Source organism: Methanomassiliicoccus sp. (genome assembly GCA_033485155.1).
Taxonomy (GTDB): Archaea; Thermoplasmatota; Thermoplasmata; order Methanomassiliicoccales; family Methanomassiliicoccaceae; genus UBA6.
Map to the genome: position 1 here is coordinate 106,482 of JAWQJJ010000003.1, position 19,384 is coordinate 125,865.

Below are 19,384 nucleotides of genomic sequence, written 5' to 3' on the forward strand. Positions count from 1 at the left end.
GGAGCCATCAAGCGGGCTGGGCGAGGGTTGCGTTGACCATTCGATCGCTCATTTTGATTCCGATTGTACGATTATTTAATACAATCATACACAATATACTATTGTCTGTTTGCATAAGCTTTAATTATCAATTTGTCTATCGGCACCATGCAGAAGCGTACAAACGGCGAATATATCCATGTTAATGGGTTCGTCGGAGACGCTCTGCAGCCTCCGGTTCGGAGAACACGGGGGGAATGAGGTGAGACCAAGATGGCATATGATACTGGATCGATCGCGTGGATGCTGACATCCGCAGCACTGGTCATGGTCATGACCCCTGCCGTCGGGTTCTTCTACGGCGGCATGCTGAAGAAGAACAGCATGCTCTCCATGCTCGGGCAGAGCCTGATCTGCCTTGGCATTGTCACGATAATTTGGGTGGTGGCCGGGTTCTCTCTGGCGTTTTCGCCAGGGAGCAACTTAATCGGTGGCCTGGACTTCGCCATGATGAACGGGATAGGCGTGTGGTCGGACCCACCTGCTCTGGCATGGTTCCCAACATCAATTCCACCGCTCCTGTTCATGATATACCAGTGTATGTTCGCAATCATCACTGTGGCCCTGATCATCGGGGGTATCGCCGAGCGCATGAAGCTCGCCGCGGTCACCGTCTTCCTGGCAATCTGGGCGATTGTCATCTACTCTCCAGTGGCTCACTGGGTGTGGGGCGGGGGCTGGATCTCCCAGATGGGGGCGCTTGACTTCGCCGGTGGTACCGTCGTTCACATCACGGCCGGGGCGACCGTCCTGGCGGCAACCCTGGTCATCGGCAAGAGGCTGTCCAAGCAGCACAACGTCGAGGAGCAGGCTCACAACATCCCATTTGTCGTGCTGGGCGGCGCCCTGCTGTGGATGGGCTGGTTCGGTTTCAACGCTGGTTCCGCCCTCGGGTCGAACGAGCTCGCGGTCAGCGCCTTCGTGGTCACCCAGATCGCTGCTGCCACCGCAGGTGTGGTTTGGGGTCTCGTCTCGTACCTCCACCTTGGCAGGACGAGCGTCCTGGGCATGATCACCGGCGGGGTCGTCGGCCTGGTCGCCATCACTCCGGCGTCCGGCTTCGTGGATGTCTCTGGTGCGCTGGCCATCGGTATCGTGGCCCCCATAATCAGCTACGCCGCCATCCAGTTCCGCAAGAAGGCGGGCTTCGATGACGCGCTGGACGTCTGGGCCTGCCACGGTGTCGGCGGTACCGTCGGCGCCATCGCCACTGGCTTCCTTGCCACCTCCGCGGTCAACCCCGCGGTCGTTAACAACGGCCTGCTATACGGCGGCGGCTTCGACCTCCTGGTCAAGCAAGTCATCGCCGTCTGTGGGGTCTGGGCGTTCGTGTTCGTGGTCGTGTTCGTCCTGATGAAGGTCCTCACCATGGTCTGGCCCAACTGGCGCATGACCAAGGAAGAGGAGAGGATCGGTGTTGACATCGTTCAGCACGGCGAGAACGCTTACGCCTGAGGAGGGAAACAAGGATGAAGAAGATCGAAGCGATCATCAGGCCGGAGAAGCTGAACCAAGTGAAGGCCGCCCTTGAAGCCATCGACCTCAAGGGAATGACCGTGCACGAGGTCCTCGGCCGGGGCGAGCAGAAGGGGTTGGAGTTCATCAACCGCGCGGGGAAGTACCGCGTGGACCTCCTCCCGAAGACGCTCATCACCCTCGTGGTCCCAGACAAGGAAGTGGATAAGATCATCGCCACGATACTGGACAGCGCCCGCACCGGGGAGATGGGCGATGGCAAAGTGTTCGTGAGTGACGTCGCACGGTGCATCCGCATCCGGACTGGAGAGGAGGACGACAAGGCCCTGCGTTCCTCCTGAAACCCCTTAATCTCCTCTTTTTTTATCGTTGTGGGCCAGGTCGACATACGCTGATCCCATCGAACGGACTTGATCCTTTCAAAATGACCAACAACGTTTTCATCGGGTGAAGGGCGAGATAGAAAAATGGGCCGGCCCGGGGACGCTATTCGCAGGAACGGAGCATTGTTCCGCGCGCTCGTTGGTAGGGGATGGGGATGACGTCCCCAACCGGCGATTGTCCTACCTTTCAACGCTATAAACGGCTTTGCATGGAAAGAACATCTGGCCCTACAGCCTCAAGGGCCAAGGCATGTCATGTTCGTTCCAACAATGACCGAGGGACGACCCACGAAGAGACCGTCACAGAATCGCCTCTCACTCTCCCTTCTTACCTGGCTTCCATACGCCTACGAGCCGCGAGATCAGGATGGCCATGAAAAGGACGCCTGTCAGCACCTCAAGCACGGCCAATCCCCGAGTAGTGGTGGTCATGGGTGTGATATCTCCGTAGCCAAGAGTGGCCAAGGTCACGAAGCTGTAGTAGACGATGGCAGGATAGGCCATGGGGGCGCTTGGATCGAGGCTGTCGAGAAGAGATCCTGGTGACAGGAGCTCCACGAGCAGGAACAGCGATGCCCAGGTAAGACCGATGAGCAGGTAAACGGAAATAGCTTGCCAGATGACGACCGTGGTGACCTCATGGGCCTTGAAGAGGGAAGAGAACACCAGAACGGTGATGTATGCCAGGGTGATGGTGGCGAATAGAGCAGAGACCGCCTGCAGTTCCGTTTCTCCGATCAGGAAGCTGGTCCACCGCGTGATCAGGGCTATAGTCAGAGGGATCAGCCCGATCACCAGCAACCGCCGGTCGTCACTGACTGTCAGTATCCCTGAGATCAGGATGAGCGAAAAGATGATGGACAAGATGATTGCACCGATGGGGCCCTTGGTGAATGGCGTCAGGACCATGAGCAGAACGAAGGTTACCCATATTGCGAGGTATTTGCTCTGTGCCAATAATCCAAGGAGGGGAGCCTTGATCCGTGTCCCCATAGGCACTGGCTGCCTCTTACTCATCTCGGCCATGTCTCTCCCGCGTCGAGCGCATGAAAATTCTGAGCTTCTTTTATTTAAATGGCTTGGAGATTGCTCCATAGGCATGTTGGACGCATCAGGGGACAGGATGATCGGCGAACTTTACTCCATATCTGCTCTAATGTCAGCAATCGTTGAACAAAGCGGGAAGCGATACAAAGCCTGACCTATCAGGCGGCCATCCTGCCGAGGGTCTTGCTAAGGGGGTCGATTACAACGATTTCGCGGAGCAGATGGGTGGCCGCATGAACTCCGGTGCCGGTGATCAGGGCCATGATAATCGTTCCTATGCCCACCCCCGTGAGGGTTCCGAGGAACACAAAGGAAAGAGCTGCCGATAGACAGACCAGGATAATGTCGATAAAAGTCTTCATTCGCCTGAAGGAAACTTCATGGTGCTTGGTCAGATCATAAATAAACGAATCGACGATCATGAGGGGGACCTTCGACCCGATCATCAGAGAAATGGCTACGCACATGATGAAATATGCTGCCACCGCATAGAACGCTCTGAGCCATAGGTCTGACGGTAGGGCAGACAGGAGGCCGGAGAAGATGTCGAGGATTGTGCCGAACGCCATGGTGAGGATAAATGAGATCACATAGCCAGCCTTGAACCTCTTGGTTACGGCCAACAGGATGATTAACAGAGTAACCTGGAAGACCAGGTTCCAGGCTCCGAAAGAGAGACCGGTGAAAATACGGCTCAGGACGTAAGGGAGCGAGGATAAGGTAGAAATCCCGAAGTCCGCCCTTACCATTAAGGTGACGGCGAACGAGATGAGCAGCAACCCCATCGCCAGAGCAACCTCCCCCGGTAGCCTCACCTTATTCTTCATTTTCCCTCTTCCTCCGATGACTGCCAACACATTGCCTGGAGTTCGCCAGGCAGCCGCCCTAGGGGGCGAAAGAGAGGCAGGCCCGAGTCCATATTAAAACCTGATTGTTCGCTGAAGGAACGTGGGATGATCAAACCCCGCCGGCATCGATCGCGTGAAAAATTCAATAATGGTGCCGGCTCAGAGAGGGATACAAAGCATGGTACAATGGACCTCCAGAGATGGGCTAGGCCTCATATCGTGAGAACGACCTTGGGGAGGTGATGAACGTGGAGATGTCCTCGATCTTCGTGACGTATCCTGATGAGCGGACCGCCCGCACCATCAGCAGGTTCTTGATAGAGAGGCGCCTCGCGGCCTGCTCCAACATCTTCGCAGTCTGCTCCATTTACCGGTGGAGGAGCGAGGTGGAGGAAGCTTCGGAGTTCGCCTCGCTCCTGAAGATCCGGTCGGAGGATTTTCATGCGGTGGAGGAGGCAATCAGAAAGATGCATCCATATGAGATCCCCTGCATCGTTCGCTTCGAACTGGCTGAAGGCTCCGCAGATTACATGAGGTGGATTGCGGAATCGACGAAAAGGCCTCCGGAGGAGTGAGTTGACTATTAGTTCTTATTAATGGGGGGCGGCATTTGCTTACGCAGGGTCGAATTGACCCTGTTCTGCTCCGTCCTCCACCCGCAACGTTTCTCCATCTTTCCTTGTAGATGAGACGGGATTAAATAGAATGGGAACCTCGCCGAGAGGCCGAGCCGTCGAGCCGGCACACAGCTCATGTCCGCGTGAGCGACACGGAATGATCTACCATGATAACCGTTAAGGTTTGTAGGAAATGTGACAAGCAGTATCCGTCGAACGTTCTCTTCTGCCCTGACTGCGGCAGTCTCATCATGAAGCCTGAAGCGCCGGAGATCGAGACCCGCGCCAAGGCCCCCATCGCCAAGCGTGCACCTCCGGTGATGCCGTCGATTAGAGAGCCCACGAGGATTCAGCCACCCAGGGTCAGGACCGAACATACTCGGGAGGACTTCATCCAGGCATTGAATGACAACAAGGTCCCGGAAGAGGACCGCGAGGTCATCAAGAGCCTGATGGATTGGTCCGAGGGCCTTGCAAGCTCGGTGTCATTCGGCGACACCATCACCGACGGGGGGCGAGTTGGGTTCCAACCGGCAGTGCGCCTTGGGGACAAGGAGATCAGCCTGTTCAGGGTCGGCACGAACGGCGGGATCGACATTCACTTCAAGGACTGGGTCGACCTGCCCCCCTTTGATTCACGCGCAAGGAGGGTCGAGATGCTGGGCAGGCTGAATGGGATACGGGGTGTGAAGATACCGGAGAGCAAGGTCATCGACCGTCCGCCAGTGCCGGTAAGGGCGCTTAGGGACAAGGAAAACCTCGACAAGTTCGTTGGGACATACCACTGGTTCATCGGACAAGCTAGGGGGCAGTGAGAGCCCTAGACGGGGAAGGCGAACTCCCTTCGTCAGCGCTTCTTAATGGAGCGAGCCCCCTCCAACATTCTTTCAAATCAAACCAACTAGGCACCTGGTGGAGTATGTCTTCAACTTCCTCACCGATGGTGCCTGATCAGGACCCATCACTGCCTTGGCCAAGTATCTTGCCCTATGGCCCTTTCATTCTCATTAATAATTGATCTAAAGTCATCCTCACCTATGTTGTCCTATCCCTTATAATGAGGACAAATGACTAAATAAATGAACACTTTATGGTCAAATGATAGGATTTAGTAGGAAGCGGCTGGCAATCCCACTCTGAACCATCCTATCTCCCCTTCCTATTTACAATGGTCAGGCATGAACGCCAATTGGTGCTTCCCTATCCTCCTGAACGTGAGGGCGGGTTTGCGGCGTTTCCTCATGATAAGCGATGATAAAAGAAGATTAAAATGCTATTTATACTATAAATTGAGATGCTTATTCGGTGGGTTTGTGAGGATAGGGAGGGTCAGGATCCTACAAGTCTGTGCGGTACTAGCTAGTGTCGCTGTGATCGGAACTTTGATGTATGGTGTTCTCGCCCAACAGTCAGATAATGGGCCGAATACATATGTGACGAGGCCAACTTTTTACAATCTGCCAGTTATTATTTACTCCAATTCAACATATACTGACGAAATAAGGGAACATGTCTCCTATTGTACGTTCGATTATGACCTGACGACGAACACGTCGCACATCGTTAATGCTCCAAATGATGTGCCGATTATGATTGACGGGTACTCTCTTGATGTTGCTAATGACCAGGATCTCGTTTCTGCCTGTTCAAAGGCGTTACTGAATGGAAGTGTGATCATCACCATGTGGGATAATGTGACCGATTTCATGCAGCAGGTTCGCCAGGCGGCTTATGGTCCATTATCGTATAACTCCCCGATCAAAGACTCGAGCATCCTTTCGATCGGTCTTTGGAATGGAGAGAATGGCGTCCAGCCTAGCGAATCTACTGTTACGGGGGAAGTTGGACCAGATGGCCCCTCGATGGCAACCCTTACAGAGTCCTACGAGTGGTGCGTAAGAATTGCTAACGATCAGCCAAATGGTCCAACTCTATACCCATAAGGAGATTGTGGTCAATCAACAGCCCCTGGAAAAACCAGGGATAAAGGTGTCGAAGAAAGACCTGGTAGTGATGATACTATACGATTGGTGCTTGATCTGGGAAGCGAGAGCTCCGTCTCAGCTTGATGATAGACATGGCGTCCCTTCTTTTCGATGTGTTTTAACCTCTGGACCAGGAGCACTTACAGGATCCCCTTGCAGACAGAGATGTCAACGGGCGATCCCAATTGAATGATCATTATGTGAGCGAAGATCTGCCCAGCCTGCGGGGCCGTCAACCGTATTAGGTACGATTGGAGTACGATGATGGTCGAGGCCCCCTGCACCTCATGCAGTGTTCTGGTCAAGTGGAAGCGGAAGATGCCTGGTTCGGGGGGCTCTATCCGGACGGCATTCGAGGACGATGTGCCGGAGCTCGTAACGCTCGATCAGTACGATCAGGACGGTGATGCTTGATGTCAACGAGGGCGCAGCGATCGGTCCTCTCCCGCCGCGTTGAGGAGCTCCGGAGCGAGGTTGAGCTCCTCCGTGGGGCTCAGGACCGGCTGCACAACGTGATGAGGCTGCAGGGCGTCCTGAGATATCATGGCCTCGAGGTCCTCGGGCAAGAGGGACCGGTACGGTACGAGCTCGGGCCGATCGTTCAATGCGATCTATGCGAAGACCTGGTGAACGTCGAGGACCTCGGCTTCGAACTGAGGCTCAGGAGCAGGGCGTGGGGGCCACGGCACTGGTACCTGCACAAGGAGGGTACTTCGAGCGGGCCACTCGAATGTAGTCTGCATAAACGACCGAGTATCCCTTGAGATCATCAAATCGTCACGCTGCCCGGGCAGAATCAGGTCGAGCTGAATTTTTTTGTCATAATACTTACTTACAAATTGAATGTTGTTCCATCGATCGCCACTCTCTTTTCAGAATAGCAAACTGAAGCGTGGTCTCATATTTGGGTGTGCCATCCGGATTGTTCACGAAGGAAATAAACTCTTTAAACGTTCCTTCATGTCGCATACCGAGTTTGCGGCAAACATTCTGCGATGCGGTATTGTATTCTTCGGTGTAGGCATATAGCCGCCGCATGTTCTTTTCCAGGAAAAGATAATCGAAATACGCCTTCACAGCTTCGGTAGCGTATCCTTGCCCGCAGTATTCGGGAAGGAAATTCCAGCAGGGACTGTACATATCATCGCCATCCTGCATACCGAAAAGCATACCGATAAAGACGTCCGTTTCTTTCAGGCACACGGTGAGATCAAATTCCGGATTTGATCTGTCTATATGCTTATATGCTTCAGCCAATGAGTCGATTTTCTCACTGACATAGCAATTCACTCTCGGATGGGAAAGCAGCTTGAATAATCCTTCTGCGTCTTTCTTTTCCATGCTTCTGATACGAATCCGCTCGGATTCCATTTTCATCTCTTTTTCCCCTTATATTCAAGCGCGGGTATCATTCTGTTGGGCAGTCGTCGGCCTATTACCTGCTATATGAATTCTCAGTTGAGCATCGTCATGGATACGCTAATACTTACTCGTCGATGCGTTACACTTCTGACAATTTGGTTTTCACCATTCATAGACTACTGGCCTGAACGTTCATGCTTCGTCCGATTACTCCTCACCCTTGCGGTTCGCGGCGATGCCGCCATGAGTCCAGGCGTCAGATCGGAATGACGATCAACCAAGAGCATTATTGTTATCTGAGTTGATATCGATAAAACTCGGAACACAAAAATTTTAAACCGAAGTACAAGTGGTCCGGTCCAATAGGGAAGTCCCAACACAGAATCCTAAATAGATACGCATGCCTCCTATCATGCGTCCAGGACAGAGATCACCTTTCCTCTGGGACTTCCCTAGAAGTTTCCTGAACTTCAATTCAGTCATTCCATCGGTCTTGCTCACAATTATTATATTAGAAACATTATCTTTATAAGTATCTGTACTCCATTATGATAACGGTAGGGGCCAGGTCCTCCATAGCCTGAAACCATGCCTGGGCCTCATTTCACCTCGATGAACCCACCACAGTCATGGGGGCGCCTACCATTTATTGTTAAAACTAGCTGGCCATGCCATTATTCTTTTTAATCAGAGCAGATGGTAAGGATGATAGAGAATCTTTGTATGATTTTAGGATATATATCTATTTATTTTATGGAGATAATATATTCTTAAGGATGCATTAAATGAATGTACTATGCGTCGACGATGATGAGGAACTTCTGTATCTGACGAAAGTGTTCTTGGGCGAAGGTGGCACGATCAACGTTACACCGGTATCCTCAGCGAACTCAGCTCTCGATCTGTTACGAAAGGGTGAGTACGATGCCATCATTTCCGACTACAACATGCCTGAAATGAATGGCATCGATTTCCTGAAGACGTTGCGGAGAAAGGGCGATCGCACCCCTTTCATCTTCCTCACTAGCAGCGGGAGAGAAGAGGTCATCAAGGACGCGGTGAACAACGGCGCGAACTCGTTTATCCAGAGGGGAGAGGGCATGGCCGCGTTCAGAAACCTGAGAAGCACCATGGTCCAACTATCTCAGGTGGGGGAGATGACGCGGAAGTTCGCCAGGCGGGGAGATAATCCCCAGTCAGCCATATATGATTTCTCTGGACCAACTTGTCTATATCGGTCTGGCACGATGGTACACGCCAACGCGGATTGCGCTCGATTGTTCGGGTTCGAAATAGTGAACGAGATGATGAACGAGCCGTCCCTGGCCTGGGCCCTGCCCGAACTTCATGAGGAGGTCCTGGATCGACTATTGAACCTGGAACTTAGACGCACCTCTAACTTCATCCATGTGATGCCAATGCAACGTGCCGATGGTTCACGGTTCAAGGCCATGATCAACGACACCCATATCGAGCTCGAGGATGGGCCTGCTTGCTTGATCAGATGCTGGGACATCAGTGATCATAAGAAGGTGAGCGGACCGCTTCAGGCTAGAATCAATGGATCACGACCCGACCTAACATCTCGTTCTGATAATATGTAAGCAATGGTTATGAACTCACCCTGAAAATTCGTAGCAGGAACCCTTGTAAAGTATACAATACCATGGAGGTCACACCGCCTCCATGGGGGCTACTTATCGCTTTTACTCCTCGCCCTTGCGGTTCGCGACAGCAGCACCGCACTTCAGGTACCGGTGGGGGAAGCAATCGTCCGTCCGGTTCGCGGTCGATCTCATGGGACCGGCCCCGTTGCATTGTGTGCAACATGTCGGCCGGTCGCTCTCCTGCCATCGCTCGTTGACTAGGAAGCCCGCCTCATCGAGGACCCAATGCTTCCTCGCGTATCGACGGCAACAGATGGGGCATCTTGCCTCTTGCCCTCGGTCCTCGAGCTGCAGTTGCTCGATGATCGCCTGGCATTGGTGGCAGGAATCAATCATCAGAGGATTATTCTTCCTTCAAGTCATATTCCGCTGATACGCCATATGCCATTTTCGTCGCATCTAGCCCGGACACGATCCGCAAGTTCTATGCTGACATCGAGCGTGCTAATGTAGGCAAGCAGCTCCGGCCGGCATGGAGAGAGACGCCGGTAATTCGATCGTCAAATACATCAGTTCCAAGAAACCGTTGGACTTAATTGCACGCAGACTCCCCCTTATTGATTTTAAAAATGATGCATCTGGATGTGAAAGGGAGCGCACACGGAGGGATTCGAACCCTCGACTTGCAGCTTAGGAGGCTGCCGCCATATCCAAGCTAGGCCACGTGTGCTTAGACGAGCGAAAAGGGGATTGAATAGAAAAGGTTTGGGTTCGAGAGCGAGCTTATTCGTCCTGGGGGATCTCTTCGGGAGCGATCTCCTCGGGAGCCGGCTCTTCCTTGGGGGCCTCAGCCGGCTTCACGTATTCCTCGATGAAGCTGACCTTGTCCGCATTCATTCCCTCGCGGAGGTCGGCGACGACCCTGTACTTGGCGAGGAGCCACTTCTGGTCGTACTTGCAGACATCGGGGAGCACTATGCTCACGGCGCTGCCGTCGACGGTAATGCCGAAGTTCTCCGAGGTCCCGTAGTCCATCTCGAGGATGGCCTTGACCTTCTCCTCATCGTCCTGGGCCTTGGACAGCACCTTGAAGTGGTACTTCAGGCTCTTTCCGGCCAAACGGCGGTTGAAGTCCACGCGGACGCGGCCGGCGGTGATAGCGGTCACGATGCCCGGACGGTTCTTGATGTTGACCTCCATTCCGATGTGGGGCTCGATGTCCTGCTTCAGGAACTCCCTGAGCGCGATGAGGTCGACCAGCTTCGGGTCACGGGGGCCCGCGGCCTTTTCTGCGGAGATGACGATGTCGTACTCCTTGCCGATTTCGGCGCCCTCGAGGGCTTCTTCCAAACCCTGGAAGATCCTGCCTCCGCCGACCAGAACGGGGATGGAGTGGTACTCGATTTTCTCGTTGTAGACGCCGGCGTCCTTGGCGGTCTGAGCGTTGGTGGTGTCGAACAGCTCGTTCGAGTCCTCGACCCAGCCGTCAAAGTCCATGCGTACAATATCTCCCTTTACGACCTTGTCGGCCTGGTTTGCGTTTTCGCTAGACATGAAATCACCTGAAGTCAATGGCTGAATATGGAGTGGTGTGATTAATTCGTCATTTTTATACTTTGTGGTTTTCCGCTGTCCCAGAATCGTCTGCCATACCCTGATCGCTAGCACCACGCATCCATGTCTGGAACCGAGGGCGTTTGTCGTTTCCCAACCTATTAAATGGAGAAGCATTATTCGAGGTCACAGGCCACCATAGCCTAGCCCGGTAGAGCGGCTGACTTGTAATCAGCAGGTCGCGTGTTCGAATCACGCTGGTGGCTCCACCCCCGTCCACCTTCAGTCAAGATCGGATGATCTTGACAGCATCCGCGGATGACGTCCTCCCTTCTTCCTTTGGGAGTCCGGAAACCTGGCGAGGTCGGGGTCAGGATCCCGCTTCGTATCAGGTGCCATATTGGTCTGGACACGATGTTGTCATCGATGAGCGTATCACCGACCACGCCGAGCTGACCAGCCAGTACTTCGGCCAGGGGCTTCTGCGGTACGATTCTCCCAACAACTACACCGATTTCGATGAACATATCCGAGATCGTTTACTCGCCAACCGCCGCCGGGTTGAAGTTTAGATGGCTGCACGAGACCCGGCTAAGATACTTCAAAGGGTACCCGCTCAGGAGGAAGCAGGAGGATGGGCATTGGGAGTTACCTGACGGCAACGGTGACATCTCTCTGACCTTTTTCCTCCTCGCCGAACGGCCGGGCTAGAGCCAGACAGTATCGTCCTCCCGGTAATCGATCTTCATTACCATGAAGCCAAAGTCCGCCTCTACCAAGGGCATGCCATGGACCTCCCCTGGCTCACAGACGATGATATCTCCGGCCTCGGCGTCTACTCGGGTATCGTCGATGGTGATCGATCCCCTCGCTAGCACAAAGAAAACCTCGGTCTGGATACGGTGATAGTGCGGGGGCACGGTGTCCCCTTTCCTGAAGCGCACCTCCTGTAGCAGGTCCACCTCTTGGGGGAGGACCCCCTCCAGGACCATTCGCCTCTTGCAATATCCCCGCCCCTGCTCCCACGCCCCCTCCGCCGCGCTAAACTTACGCATGACCTCACTTCGCCAGGTCCCGAAACGCCGAGTCCAGGATGTCAACGCCCTCATCGATGAAATCATTGTCGGCGATGAGGGGCGGGATGTACCGTATTGTCGATCGACCAGCCGGCAGGAGGATAAGCCCTCTCTTCCAGCATAGCTCGATCATACGGTCCCGTTCCTGGACCGCGTGCTCCTTGGTCCTGCGGTCCTTGACCAGCTCGGTAGCCTGCATCAGCCCCATCCCGCGCACGTCCCCGATTATCTCGTAGCGGTCCTGGAGCTCCTCCAGCCTCTGGTGGAGGTAGTTACCCACGCGGGCCGCGTTCTCCACCAGGTTATCTGATTCCATCACATCGAAGGTCGCCAACGATGACGCGCACGCCAACAGGTTTCCGCCGAAGGTGTTAGAATGCACCCCGGGCTCGGGGTCCATATGCCGGGGGAAGATCGTGGCGCCCATTGGCACCCCCGAGGCCAACGCCTTGGACGTGCAAAGAAAGTCCGGAGCGACGTCGAAGTGCTCGATGGCCCATAGCCGGCCGGTCCGTCCCATCCCAGCCTGGACCTCATCGTCCACCAGCAGGATGCCGTAGGACCTGCAGATCCTGGCCAGCTCCTTCACGAAGGGGGTGGGAGGGACGACATAGCCGCCCTCGCCGAGGACAGGTTCAAGAAATATCGCCGCCACCTCCTCAGGGGGCACTACGGTCTGGAAGTAGATTTCCTCGATCACCTTGGCGCACTGTGTACCACAGGAGCCGCTCTCCAGACAGTATGGGCAGCGATAGCAGTATGCATAAGGGACATGTTGCACTCCGGGAACGGTGGGAAAGAACCTCCTCCGCTGCCCGACCTTGCTCGAGGTCAGTGAGAGGGAGCCCATGGTGCGGCCGTGGAAGCATCCGATAAACCCGATGAACATCTTCCTCTTGGTGTACCACCTCGTCAGCTTCAGGGCCGCCTCGATCGACTCCGTCCCGCTGTTGGAGAAGAAGACCTTCTTTTCCCAGTGGCCCGGCGTGACCTCGTCGAGCTTACGGGCTAGCTTGGCCTGGGCCTCGTAGTAGAAGTCCGTGCCGGCGAAGTGGAACAGACGCTCGGCCTGGTCCTGCACCGCCCGCACGATCCGGGGGTCGCTATGCCCTACATTCATCACCGACACCCCACTGGAGAAGTCCAGATAGGTGTTGTCGTCGACATCGGTGACCATGCCGCCCTTGGCATGGGAGACCACCACCGGGGAGGTCTTGGTGCTCGTGGCGATGTACCGAACGTCCTCTCTGATAACATCCCTGGCCTTAGGTCCAGGCGGTTCCACCCGAATGCTCGCAATCCTCCCCATGATATCTCCTCATCCGATGACTACACAGCTCACCATATTTCTCGGTTTACGAGGAAAGACCTAAGCTTTTCCGTTCTAAGGAATCAACTACTTATACTCGTATGACCAAAGGGGGGCCGGTAAGAGATGGCGAACAAGAAAAAGAGCAAGGGTTATGGCAATCTTTGGATCATCGCGATCGGCCTTATTGGGGCCTTCGTGCTTGCAACCGTTATCGCCCCCCAGCTCACCGGCCATGGGCAAACCAATTCCAACAACGGATGGAACACCGACATGCCCAGCGGACAGGCCGTCTTCTCCGCTCCTAACACCACTCTGTCCGGATCTGGCCTGCAGATCAATGAAGTGGCCGATTTCAGCGCCTATGCTTCACCGGTGGAGGACACCACGGGCAGCGGCGGCGTCTTCGCCTGGATATTTCAGATTGATGGTGCCGGCGGTAACTTGGGCGTCGCCAACGTCGGCTATGACGGTGGAGCCAGCTCGGTGGAGTGGTCCAATGCCAGCAGTGGCGCCATCGTGGGTGTCGGTCCTCGATTCGTCCAGGGACCCGGCGCTGTGTCTATGGGGGTCTCCTCAGCCCTCTCCATTTCCATGACCGCAGCGGGAACCTATACGCTGAAGATCTGGATCGCTTCCACCCACACCAACACCTCGGATATCAGGCCGAGCAACTATACCTCGGTGAGCCCGATGGTGATGATTACCCTTAACGTGGTGAAGCCGACGAATTCCTCGGTCAGCGTGGACCAAGAGATGAGCGTCCCGTCCTCCGACATTGCCCGGGGACAGTGGACGAGCTTCATTGTGACCACCACGGCAACGGGTACGGGGAGATGGTCCGAACCCATAACGATTCACATCGCCATAGAAAAGAAATCGATCAAGTTGTCGGACCTCTCCCTCAGAGTGAACACTGGTAGCAGTTACACCTCCCCCGGGCGCACCGATGAGGGGGACCGGCTGGTCGCGTCGATCGCGACTGTGACGCCCCTGACCGGAAGGTCGGACCCTGAGACCGGTACCGCCACCACGGTCCTGCAGATCAACTTCACCACTTCCGGCTCGTACGAACTGACCTCCTGGGCGGAGAGCAGCAGTGGAAGCCAGCTGTCCCAGGTCACCTCGGACACCCTGACGGTAGGGAGCACAGCGGTCATCCCGACGCCCGAACCGATAGACACCAATGACACCAACACCACCGAGCCGAGCCAAAACAACACCACGCCGGTGACCCCGGCGGTTAATACTTCCATCGTGGAAAACATCGCCGCTACCGTGGCCACCAGATACGGCGATTAAGCCATTTCCTTCCATTTTATATGGCCGGACCGTTTTTTATCTGACCCGTAACCATCATCATGATCATGGCGAACTCTGCCCATGCCGACCATGGAAGGTAAGATATATCACTAGTGGCAAAAAATACTGCAGATGAAGGCAGCCGTCAGAGCTCTGAGCACCATCTCCCTTGTTTGGACGCTCCTCACCTTCGTCCTGATCGGCCTGATGATGGTGCCGGTCGTCCCGGGGGCAGTTCAGGTACAGCTGCCTCCTCCCGACAGCTGGGTCACCTCCATTGAAGATAACCAGGTCATCATGACCAACAACCTCAGCATCCGCAATGGTGGCTTGTTCCCCTTCAATGATATATACTTCGTTCTCGAGCTCTACGGCACCGACAACGCCGTACTGGCCGCTTTCAATTCGACCAAGACCGACATCGGACCGAACGCATGGACCACGATCCCAGTCATGTTCCATGTCAATCGAACGGCCTTCGAGAACTTCAGAGTGCGAGATATGCTGTTCGACCAGGTGACCGTGGGGGGCCTGGTGTACTTCAATGTAAGGTACCTGTTCGACCTCCGCGCCCAGGTCGGGCTCAACAGCAGCATAACCCTCGGTCCGCTTATCAAGTCGCATTTTGACCTCAGCCGGGCCTCCCTTTCCCAGCTGGACGGCAACAGCTCCCTTGTCATGCCATATTACATGAACAGCTCAGGCGTACTCTACGGTCGAAACCTCTCGATCTCGGGCACCATCAGAAACGAGACCCAGGACTTTGGCACGTTCAACCAGACTATCCCCTTGGGGGGCAATGGGAGCGGCGATCTTACGATAGACCTGGCCCCAGGGACATACGAGCATCTGAACAGCTCCTCCGACCGCCTGACAATCAACGTCACGGTGACCGCAGGTGACTTCTCCTGGAATCATCAGCAGGAGCGAGATTGGCGGCCTCCGCCAGGCGGGTGATGGAAATGATCGATGGCAGCCCTGATCAGACCACCGCCCCCATCCGTAGAAGGCTTACCCGCCTGGGCCTAGCTCAAGGGACCGTATCTGATGCGGTGACGGTCGCGGGGGTTAAGGCTGTCATCTTCATCGTTGTACCGTTCGTCCTCACAACCTTGCTGTTATTGGGGGCCGAAGGTGACCAGACCATTTCCGGGTTAGAGGAGGTGAGGACCAACGCGATATTATTCGGAGTGCCCGTGGTGATCATCTCGTTCGCGTGGGCCTATCACCTGAGGATCACCAAGGCCCGCATGCTCTTCGGCCTCATCGGAGCGGCGTTCCTGGTCATCTACAGCTATGGCATATTCCTGACCGGCGGCTTCAGCCGGGCGATGACGGGGTTCGGTTGGGTCCTGCCTGCTATCCAGCTCTTCGGCCTCTCGTGCTATCTCGCGCTGGGCAGTGCCACTAGGTTCGTCAGGGACTACCAGTTCTTCAGAACGGCGTTAGCCAGGTCAACAAGTTCAGCCCCCGATTACAGGCCCAAGCTCGGCGCGGGGGAGTTCGATCTCCGGTTGGGGAGCTACGCCGCCGCAGCCTCCTCCACGAACCGGTTCATCGGACAGGTGGTCGTGCGCTGGTCCTTCGTTCTCCTGGCCTTTGCTTGGCTGTTCTCCCTCCTGGGCTTCGATTCGACGGGCAATGGCGCGGCGTTCATCGACATCATCACCAATATGGTGGGGCTCATTCTGCTGTTGGGAATCCCCATGGTCGTCCTGGCCTGGTTCAAAGGATTCTATCCCAAGGGGACCATCTCGAGGACCGTCTTCGATGTGAGCACCTCGCTGACCTTCGTGCTCCTCATCTTCGTCATCTTCGCCCTGAGTGGCCTTCCCCAGGCTGCCCGGACGTCAGACGTCGATTTTCCGATCTGGCCCATCGTGATCGCCCTGGCTCTTTGGGCAGCCATCGATGTCTTCCGGGCTATCGGTGAGTTTTGGGACGAACGCCGGCCATGGAAGATCCGGAACGGTTTCGAGGTGAGCAGAAAGAAGCGCTCCTGGTCGGCCCATCCGGATTCCCGAATCTATGAGATCAGCCCGGCCATTGGGAACACCAGCCGCGGTCTGGCCATGGCCCAGAAGACGTTCTTCAGGTTCGTGACGTTGGTCGTGATATTTGTCATCCTCTCCTTGGCCGCCGGACGGGCTGCTGGCGTTCAGACCGGTCCGCTCTTCGACGCGATGAGGAACATGGTGTACCTGGTGCTCCTGTTCGGCTCCCTGCTCACGGTCATCTCCTTTGGACGGGGGTTCTATCCAGCCGGCAGTCTGGGTCGGTTGCTGGTGGGTCTTCTCCTCGTGCCAGGCCTTTTCCTCTATGTGTTCTCGACGTTCCTGACGCCCGCCGTAGAGGATGCTTGCCGCCAGGCCGGGCTGATAATCCCGTTCAACCTTGTGGTAACGCTGGTCATCGTTTCCATACTGTTCGTGGGGTTCCTGCAAGTGACCGAGTTCATCGATGCCCGAAGGGCTTGGCTGACCTCAGTAGGGAGGAGGGTCAAGCCGCTGAAGCCAATAAAGAAGATGACTCGCATCCAGGAGTTCCGGTTCCGTTTCGGCAGCACTTATGAAGGGACGAGATGGGCCCGCAAGGGGATTGTCCGATATCTCTACTACACCACGATCATTATCATCGTGATACTCACGGTGATCGAGAGCACAGGCTACTCGATCGGCGGCATCGACCTTTCCGGCCTGGATACGAACCTGCGGCAGACGTACATCTTCATCGTCCTCTTGGCCATCCCTCTGGCAGCGGCCAGGGCGATCTACGGCTTCTATCAAGCGGGATCGACCTCCAAGCTGACCTTCGGATTGATCATGTGCCTCGTTGGCGCTTCATATACCTATCTAGCCCTTCAAGGCGGGCATATTGTCCGGGGAGGAGACCTGGGCAGGGTCAAGGCCGGTATGGCTGTAGACTTCACCTTCATCGTCTACGCCTTCCTGATCGGCTGGAGCATCTTCGTCCTCATGGTCCTGGTCGAGTATCTGCTATATCGTCGGGAGTGGGTAGCTAACGATTACCATCCCGTCACCTCGACCGAGGTGCAAGCGCTCAACAGGGAACAGAGGCTCATAGAGAAGGAGGAAAACAGGGCCAAGCGGGTGCAGGTGGAGGGCCTTACCTACGCCGAGGTGGAAGCAGAGGAAGCGCCTGATGCGGAGGCCGATGTCGAGGAGGAGATCAGGCAGGAAATAGGGGAGGATGCCCTCCGCTCGTCCAAGGCCGCGGTGAGAAAGACACCTTGAACTTCGAATAGGGAGCGTGGGAGGCCGGTGACGCGCTGATCGTCACGGTTCGCTCGTGATACGATTCACGAACGCCCCCACCCGCTTCTCCCACCCTTCCACCAGGGGCCCTTTCATGCTCTCCGGGTCGACGAACGCGGCCATCTCCGCCACCTTCACCATGCCCTTGGCCCGGAGTTGCTCGTCGATCATTGGCAGCGTGCGGCAGAGCTTCTGCAGCTCTTCCTCCGTTGGCATCCTCCCTGTCACCTTGTCCGGCCTGGGCGCGCTCAAGGTGGCGAAGACCGCATACCGCGTCCCGGGAGGCAGGGTCAACCGCTTGAGGAATCGAATGACATTACCGGGCGCCTTCCCGAAGTGAGTGGGCGAACCGAGGATGTATAGCTCGGCGGGTAGCGGATCCTTTGGGCTCGCCTCGCTCATGTGATGCACGCTCACATCGTCGTTCCTAGCCACAAGCAACCGCCTTATCTCCTCGGCCACCCTTGCCCCATTGCCGTACTTCGATCCATGATAGATCTCGACCCTCATCCTTGAACCCCGATGATGATTGTCGTCAGCGGTTTATCCAAGTTGGGGCCATCGGTCGAGGGCGTCGACGCGGTGCAGGGACCAGGCGCGGCTTGGTGGTCGCATCCTGCCTTGAAGTAATGTTAAGGCCGCGGCCCCTCAGTCCTCGGCTTCCATCTTTTCTGCCGACTCGATGCACTTCGAGAGGATGGCATAGGCCTGCATCATGTCGTCCTCGCTGACGATGAAAATGGTGTCGGTGAACACGCTGACCGACTCGAGAACATTGATGCCCCCGTCCGCGAGGTTATTGGCCAGGAAAGCGAACACGCCGCTGGTCTCGGCGATGCGCTCCGGGGAGCGGACCGATATCTCCACCAGCCCCATGCGGATCTTGACCACGTTCTCCTGCCCCACCGCGTTGACGACCTCGTTCTTGAGCTTCTCGTCGGCGATGATGGTTATGGCATGGGTTCCCTGGATGACCTGCATGATGGACTTGTCGTTGAACAGCTTCTTGAGGACCGCCTCAAGACGGTGAAGGACCGTCCAATCGTTCTTGGCAGTGATGATGGCGATCTTCGTCTTAAGTTCCAAGCGGGAGTTGCGCAGTACCCTGAGGATCTCTTTCTCATGGTCCTGCCTTCCGAGCTTCACCGCGTAACGGCGACAGGCGATCATTACCGCCTCCTCGTTGGCGATGGAGAGATCCTTCATGATCAGCCTCGCCAGGGAAGAATAGTTGATAAGATCCTTGGAAATGCAGTCCTTAATGCTGGGATGAGCATCAATATAGATTCGGGTGCGCTCGGCGATGCTCTCCTTGGGCATTTCCTTTTTCATGAAATCGAGCTGATAGCGGAATACAGTATAATAATTTTGAGCGAAGTATCACTCAACGACCATTGGGGCAGCATGGTCCGACTCTCGGCCTCATGACCAGATGGCCGGTCGCGAATCTGCCGGTCCAAGCTTGGTCTTCCATGTGCCCGCTGTTTCCTCCTCGCTCGGCCAG

General features: G+C 55.6%; 21 protein-coding genes and 2 tRNA genes. 13 read left to right on the forward strand and 10 right to left on the reverse strand.

The features are described 5' to 3' along the window. Positions 1-252 precede the first annotated feature (252 nt). Both SA339_06090 and SA339_06095 read left to right on the forward strand, forming a co-directional pair. Positions 253-1,494 carry an ammonium transporter gene (locus tag SA339_06090; protein MDW5562781.1) on the forward strand — a complete coding sequence of 414 codons (1,242 nt, stop codon included), beginning with the start codon at positions 253-255 and terminating at the stop codon, positions 1,492-1,494. Between the two features lie 14 nt (positions 1,495-1,508). After that, positions 1,509-1,856, forward strand: a complete 348-nt coding sequence (locus tag SA339_06095) for a P-II family nitrogen regulator (protein MDW5562782.1) — start codon at positions 1,509-1,511, stop codon at positions 1,854-1,856. A 357-nt stretch (positions 1,857-2,213) separates the two neighbouring features. On the opposite strand, the gene SA339_06100 is transcribed toward SA339_06095, so the two are convergent. Further along, complete coding sequence (locus tag SA339_06100) at positions 2,214-2,924, reverse strand: ion channel (protein ID MDW5562783.1); 711 nt, start codon at positions 2,922-2,924, stop codon at positions 2,214-2,216. A 179-nt stretch (positions 2,925-3,103) separates the two neighbouring features. Then, positions 3,104-3,772, reverse strand: coding sequence for a DUF6198 family protein (locus SA339_06105; GenBank protein MDW5562784.1), 669 nt, complete (start codon positions 3,770-3,772; stop codon positions 3,104-3,106). Between the two features lie 263 nt (positions 3,773-4,035). On the opposite strand from SA339_06105, the gene cutA reads away from it, so the two are divergent. The 5 genes from cutA (at position 4,036) to SA339_06130 (ending at position 7,159) form a co-directional block, all read left to right on the forward strand. Continuing rightward, positions 4,036-4,368 (forward strand): divalent-cation tolerance protein CutA, encoded by a 333-nt coding sequence (cutA, locus tag SA339_06110; protein MDW5562785.1) that lies wholly within the window; start codon positions 4,036-4,038, stop codon positions 4,366-4,368. Positions 4,369-4,661: 293 nt separating this feature from the next. Next, positions 4,662-5,225 carry a hypothetical protein gene (locus SA339_06115; GenBank protein MDW5562786.1) on the forward strand — a complete coding sequence of 188 codons (564 nt, stop codon included), beginning with the start codon at positions 4,662-4,664 and terminating at the stop codon, positions 5,223-5,225. 363 nt (positions 5,226-5,588) lie between these two features. After that, positions 5,589-6,353 carry a hypothetical protein gene (locus tag SA339_06120; protein MDW5562787.1) on the forward strand — a complete coding sequence of 255 codons (765 nt, stop codon included), beginning with the start codon at positions 5,589-5,591 and terminating at the stop codon, positions 6,351-6,353. 306 nt (positions 6,354-6,659) lie between these two features. Further along, the gene (locus SA339_06125) at positions 6,660-6,809 is read left to right on the forward strand and encodes a hypothetical protein (protein ID MDW5562788.1); all 150 of its coding nucleotides are present in this window, start codon (positions 6,660-6,662) and stop codon (positions 6,807-6,809) included. Next, a complete protein-coding gene (locus SA339_06130; GenBank protein MDW5562789.1) occupies positions 6,809-7,159 on the forward strand; it encodes a hypothetical protein in 351 nt (116 codons plus the stop codon). Before SA339_06125 ends, SA339_06130 begins: the two co-directional genes overlap by 1 nt. Before the next feature lie 64 nt (positions 7,160-7,223). Here the strand turns inward: SA339_06130 and SA339_06135 are convergent, their stop codons facing one another. Next, the gene (locus SA339_06135) at positions 7,224-7,772 is read right to left on the reverse strand and encodes a GNAT family protein (GenBank protein MDW5562790.1); all 549 of its coding nucleotides are present in this window, start codon (positions 7,770-7,772) and stop codon (positions 7,224-7,226) included. A gap of 770 nt (positions 7,773-8,542) precedes the next feature. On the opposite strand from SA339_06135, the gene SA339_06140 reads away from it, so the two are divergent. After that, positions 8,543-9,361: a response regulator gene (locus tag SA339_06140; GenBank protein ID MDW5562791.1), complete on the forward strand. Its 819-nt coding sequence runs from the start codon at positions 8,543-8,545 to the stop codon at positions 9,359-9,361. A 102-nt stretch (positions 9,362-9,463) separates the two neighbouring features. Here SA339_06140 and SA339_06145 read toward each other — a convergent pair whose 3' ends face one another. The 3 genes from SA339_06145 to SA339_06155 all read right to left on the reverse strand — a co-directional run bounded on the left by SA339_06145 (position 9,464) and on the right by SA339_06155 (position 10,918). Next, a complete protein-coding gene (locus tag SA339_06145; GenBank protein ID MDW5562792.1) occupies positions 9,464-9,760 on the reverse strand; it encodes a hypothetical protein in 297 nt (98 codons plus the stop codon). A 259-nt stretch (positions 9,761-10,019) separates the two neighbouring features. Continuing rightward, positions 10,020-10,094, reverse strand: a tRNA-Arg gene (locus SA339_06150). A gap of 53 nt (positions 10,095-10,147) precedes the next feature. Further along, positions 10,148-10,918, reverse strand: a complete 771-nt coding sequence (locus tag SA339_06155) for an FKBP-type peptidyl-prolyl cis-trans isomerase (GenBank protein ID MDW5562793.1) — start codon at positions 10,916-10,918, stop codon at positions 10,148-10,150. Between the two features lie 192 nt (positions 10,919-11,110). On the opposite strand from SA339_06155, the gene SA339_06160 reads away from it, so the two are divergent. After that, positions 11,111-11,187 (forward strand) — tRNA-Thr (locus tag SA339_06160). Positions 11,188-11,437: 250 nt separating this feature from the next. Then, a complete protein-coding gene (locus SA339_06165; protein ID MDW5562794.1) occupies positions 11,438-11,629 on the forward strand; it encodes a hypothetical protein in 192 nt (63 codons plus the stop codon). Here SA339_06165 and SA339_06170 read toward each other — a convergent pair. Beyond that, positions 11,626-11,973: a cupin domain-containing protein gene (locus tag SA339_06170; GenBank protein ID MDW5562795.1), complete on the reverse strand. Its 348-nt coding sequence runs from the start codon at positions 11,971-11,973 to the stop codon at positions 11,626-11,628. The genes SA339_06165 and SA339_06170 overlap by 4 nt on opposite strands. A gap of 4 nt (positions 11,974-11,977) precedes the next feature. After that, entirely contained in the window at positions 11,978-13,303 is a 1,326-nt protein-coding gene (locus SA339_06175; protein MDW5562796.1) for an acetyl ornithine aminotransferase family protein, read from the reverse strand. Between the two features lie 126 nt (positions 13,304-13,429). On the opposite strand from SA339_06175, the gene SA339_06180 reads away from it, so the two are divergent. The 3 genes from SA339_06180 (at position 13,430) to SA339_06190 (ending at position 17,859) form a co-directional block, all read left to right on the forward strand. Further along, positions 13,430-14,605 carry a hypothetical protein gene (locus SA339_06180; GenBank protein MDW5562797.1) on the forward strand — a complete coding sequence of 392 codons (1,176 nt, stop codon included), beginning with the start codon at positions 13,430-13,432 and terminating at the stop codon, positions 14,603-14,605. A 132-nt stretch (positions 14,606-14,737) separates the two neighbouring features. Beyond that, the gene (locus tag SA339_06185) at positions 14,738-15,562 is read left to right on the forward strand and encodes a hypothetical protein (GenBank protein ID MDW5562798.1); all 825 of its coding nucleotides are present in this window, start codon (positions 14,738-14,740) and stop codon (positions 15,560-15,562) included. Further along, entirely contained in the window at positions 15,538-17,859 is a 2,322-nt protein-coding gene (locus SA339_06190) for a hypothetical protein (GenBank protein ID MDW5562799.1), read from the forward strand. The genes SA339_06185 and SA339_06190 overlap by 25 nt, the downstream gene beginning before the upstream one ends. Before the next feature lie 42 nt (positions 17,860-17,901). Here SA339_06190 and SA339_06195 read toward each other — a convergent pair whose 3' ends face one another. Together SA339_06195 and SA339_06200 are read right to left on the reverse strand one after the other, a co-directional pair. Continuing rightward, positions 17,902-18,390 (reverse strand): flavodoxin domain-containing protein, encoded by a 489-nt coding sequence (locus SA339_06195; GenBank protein MDW5562800.1) that lies wholly within the window; start codon positions 18,388-18,390, stop codon positions 17,902-17,904. Between the two features lie 138 nt (positions 18,391-18,528). Continuing rightward, positions 18,529-19,212 carry an ACT domain-containing protein gene (locus SA339_06200; protein ID MDW5562801.1) on the reverse strand — a complete coding sequence of 228 codons (684 nt, stop codon included), beginning with the start codon at positions 19,210-19,212 and terminating at the stop codon, positions 18,529-18,531. Positions 19,213-19,384: the final 172 nt, after the last annotated feature.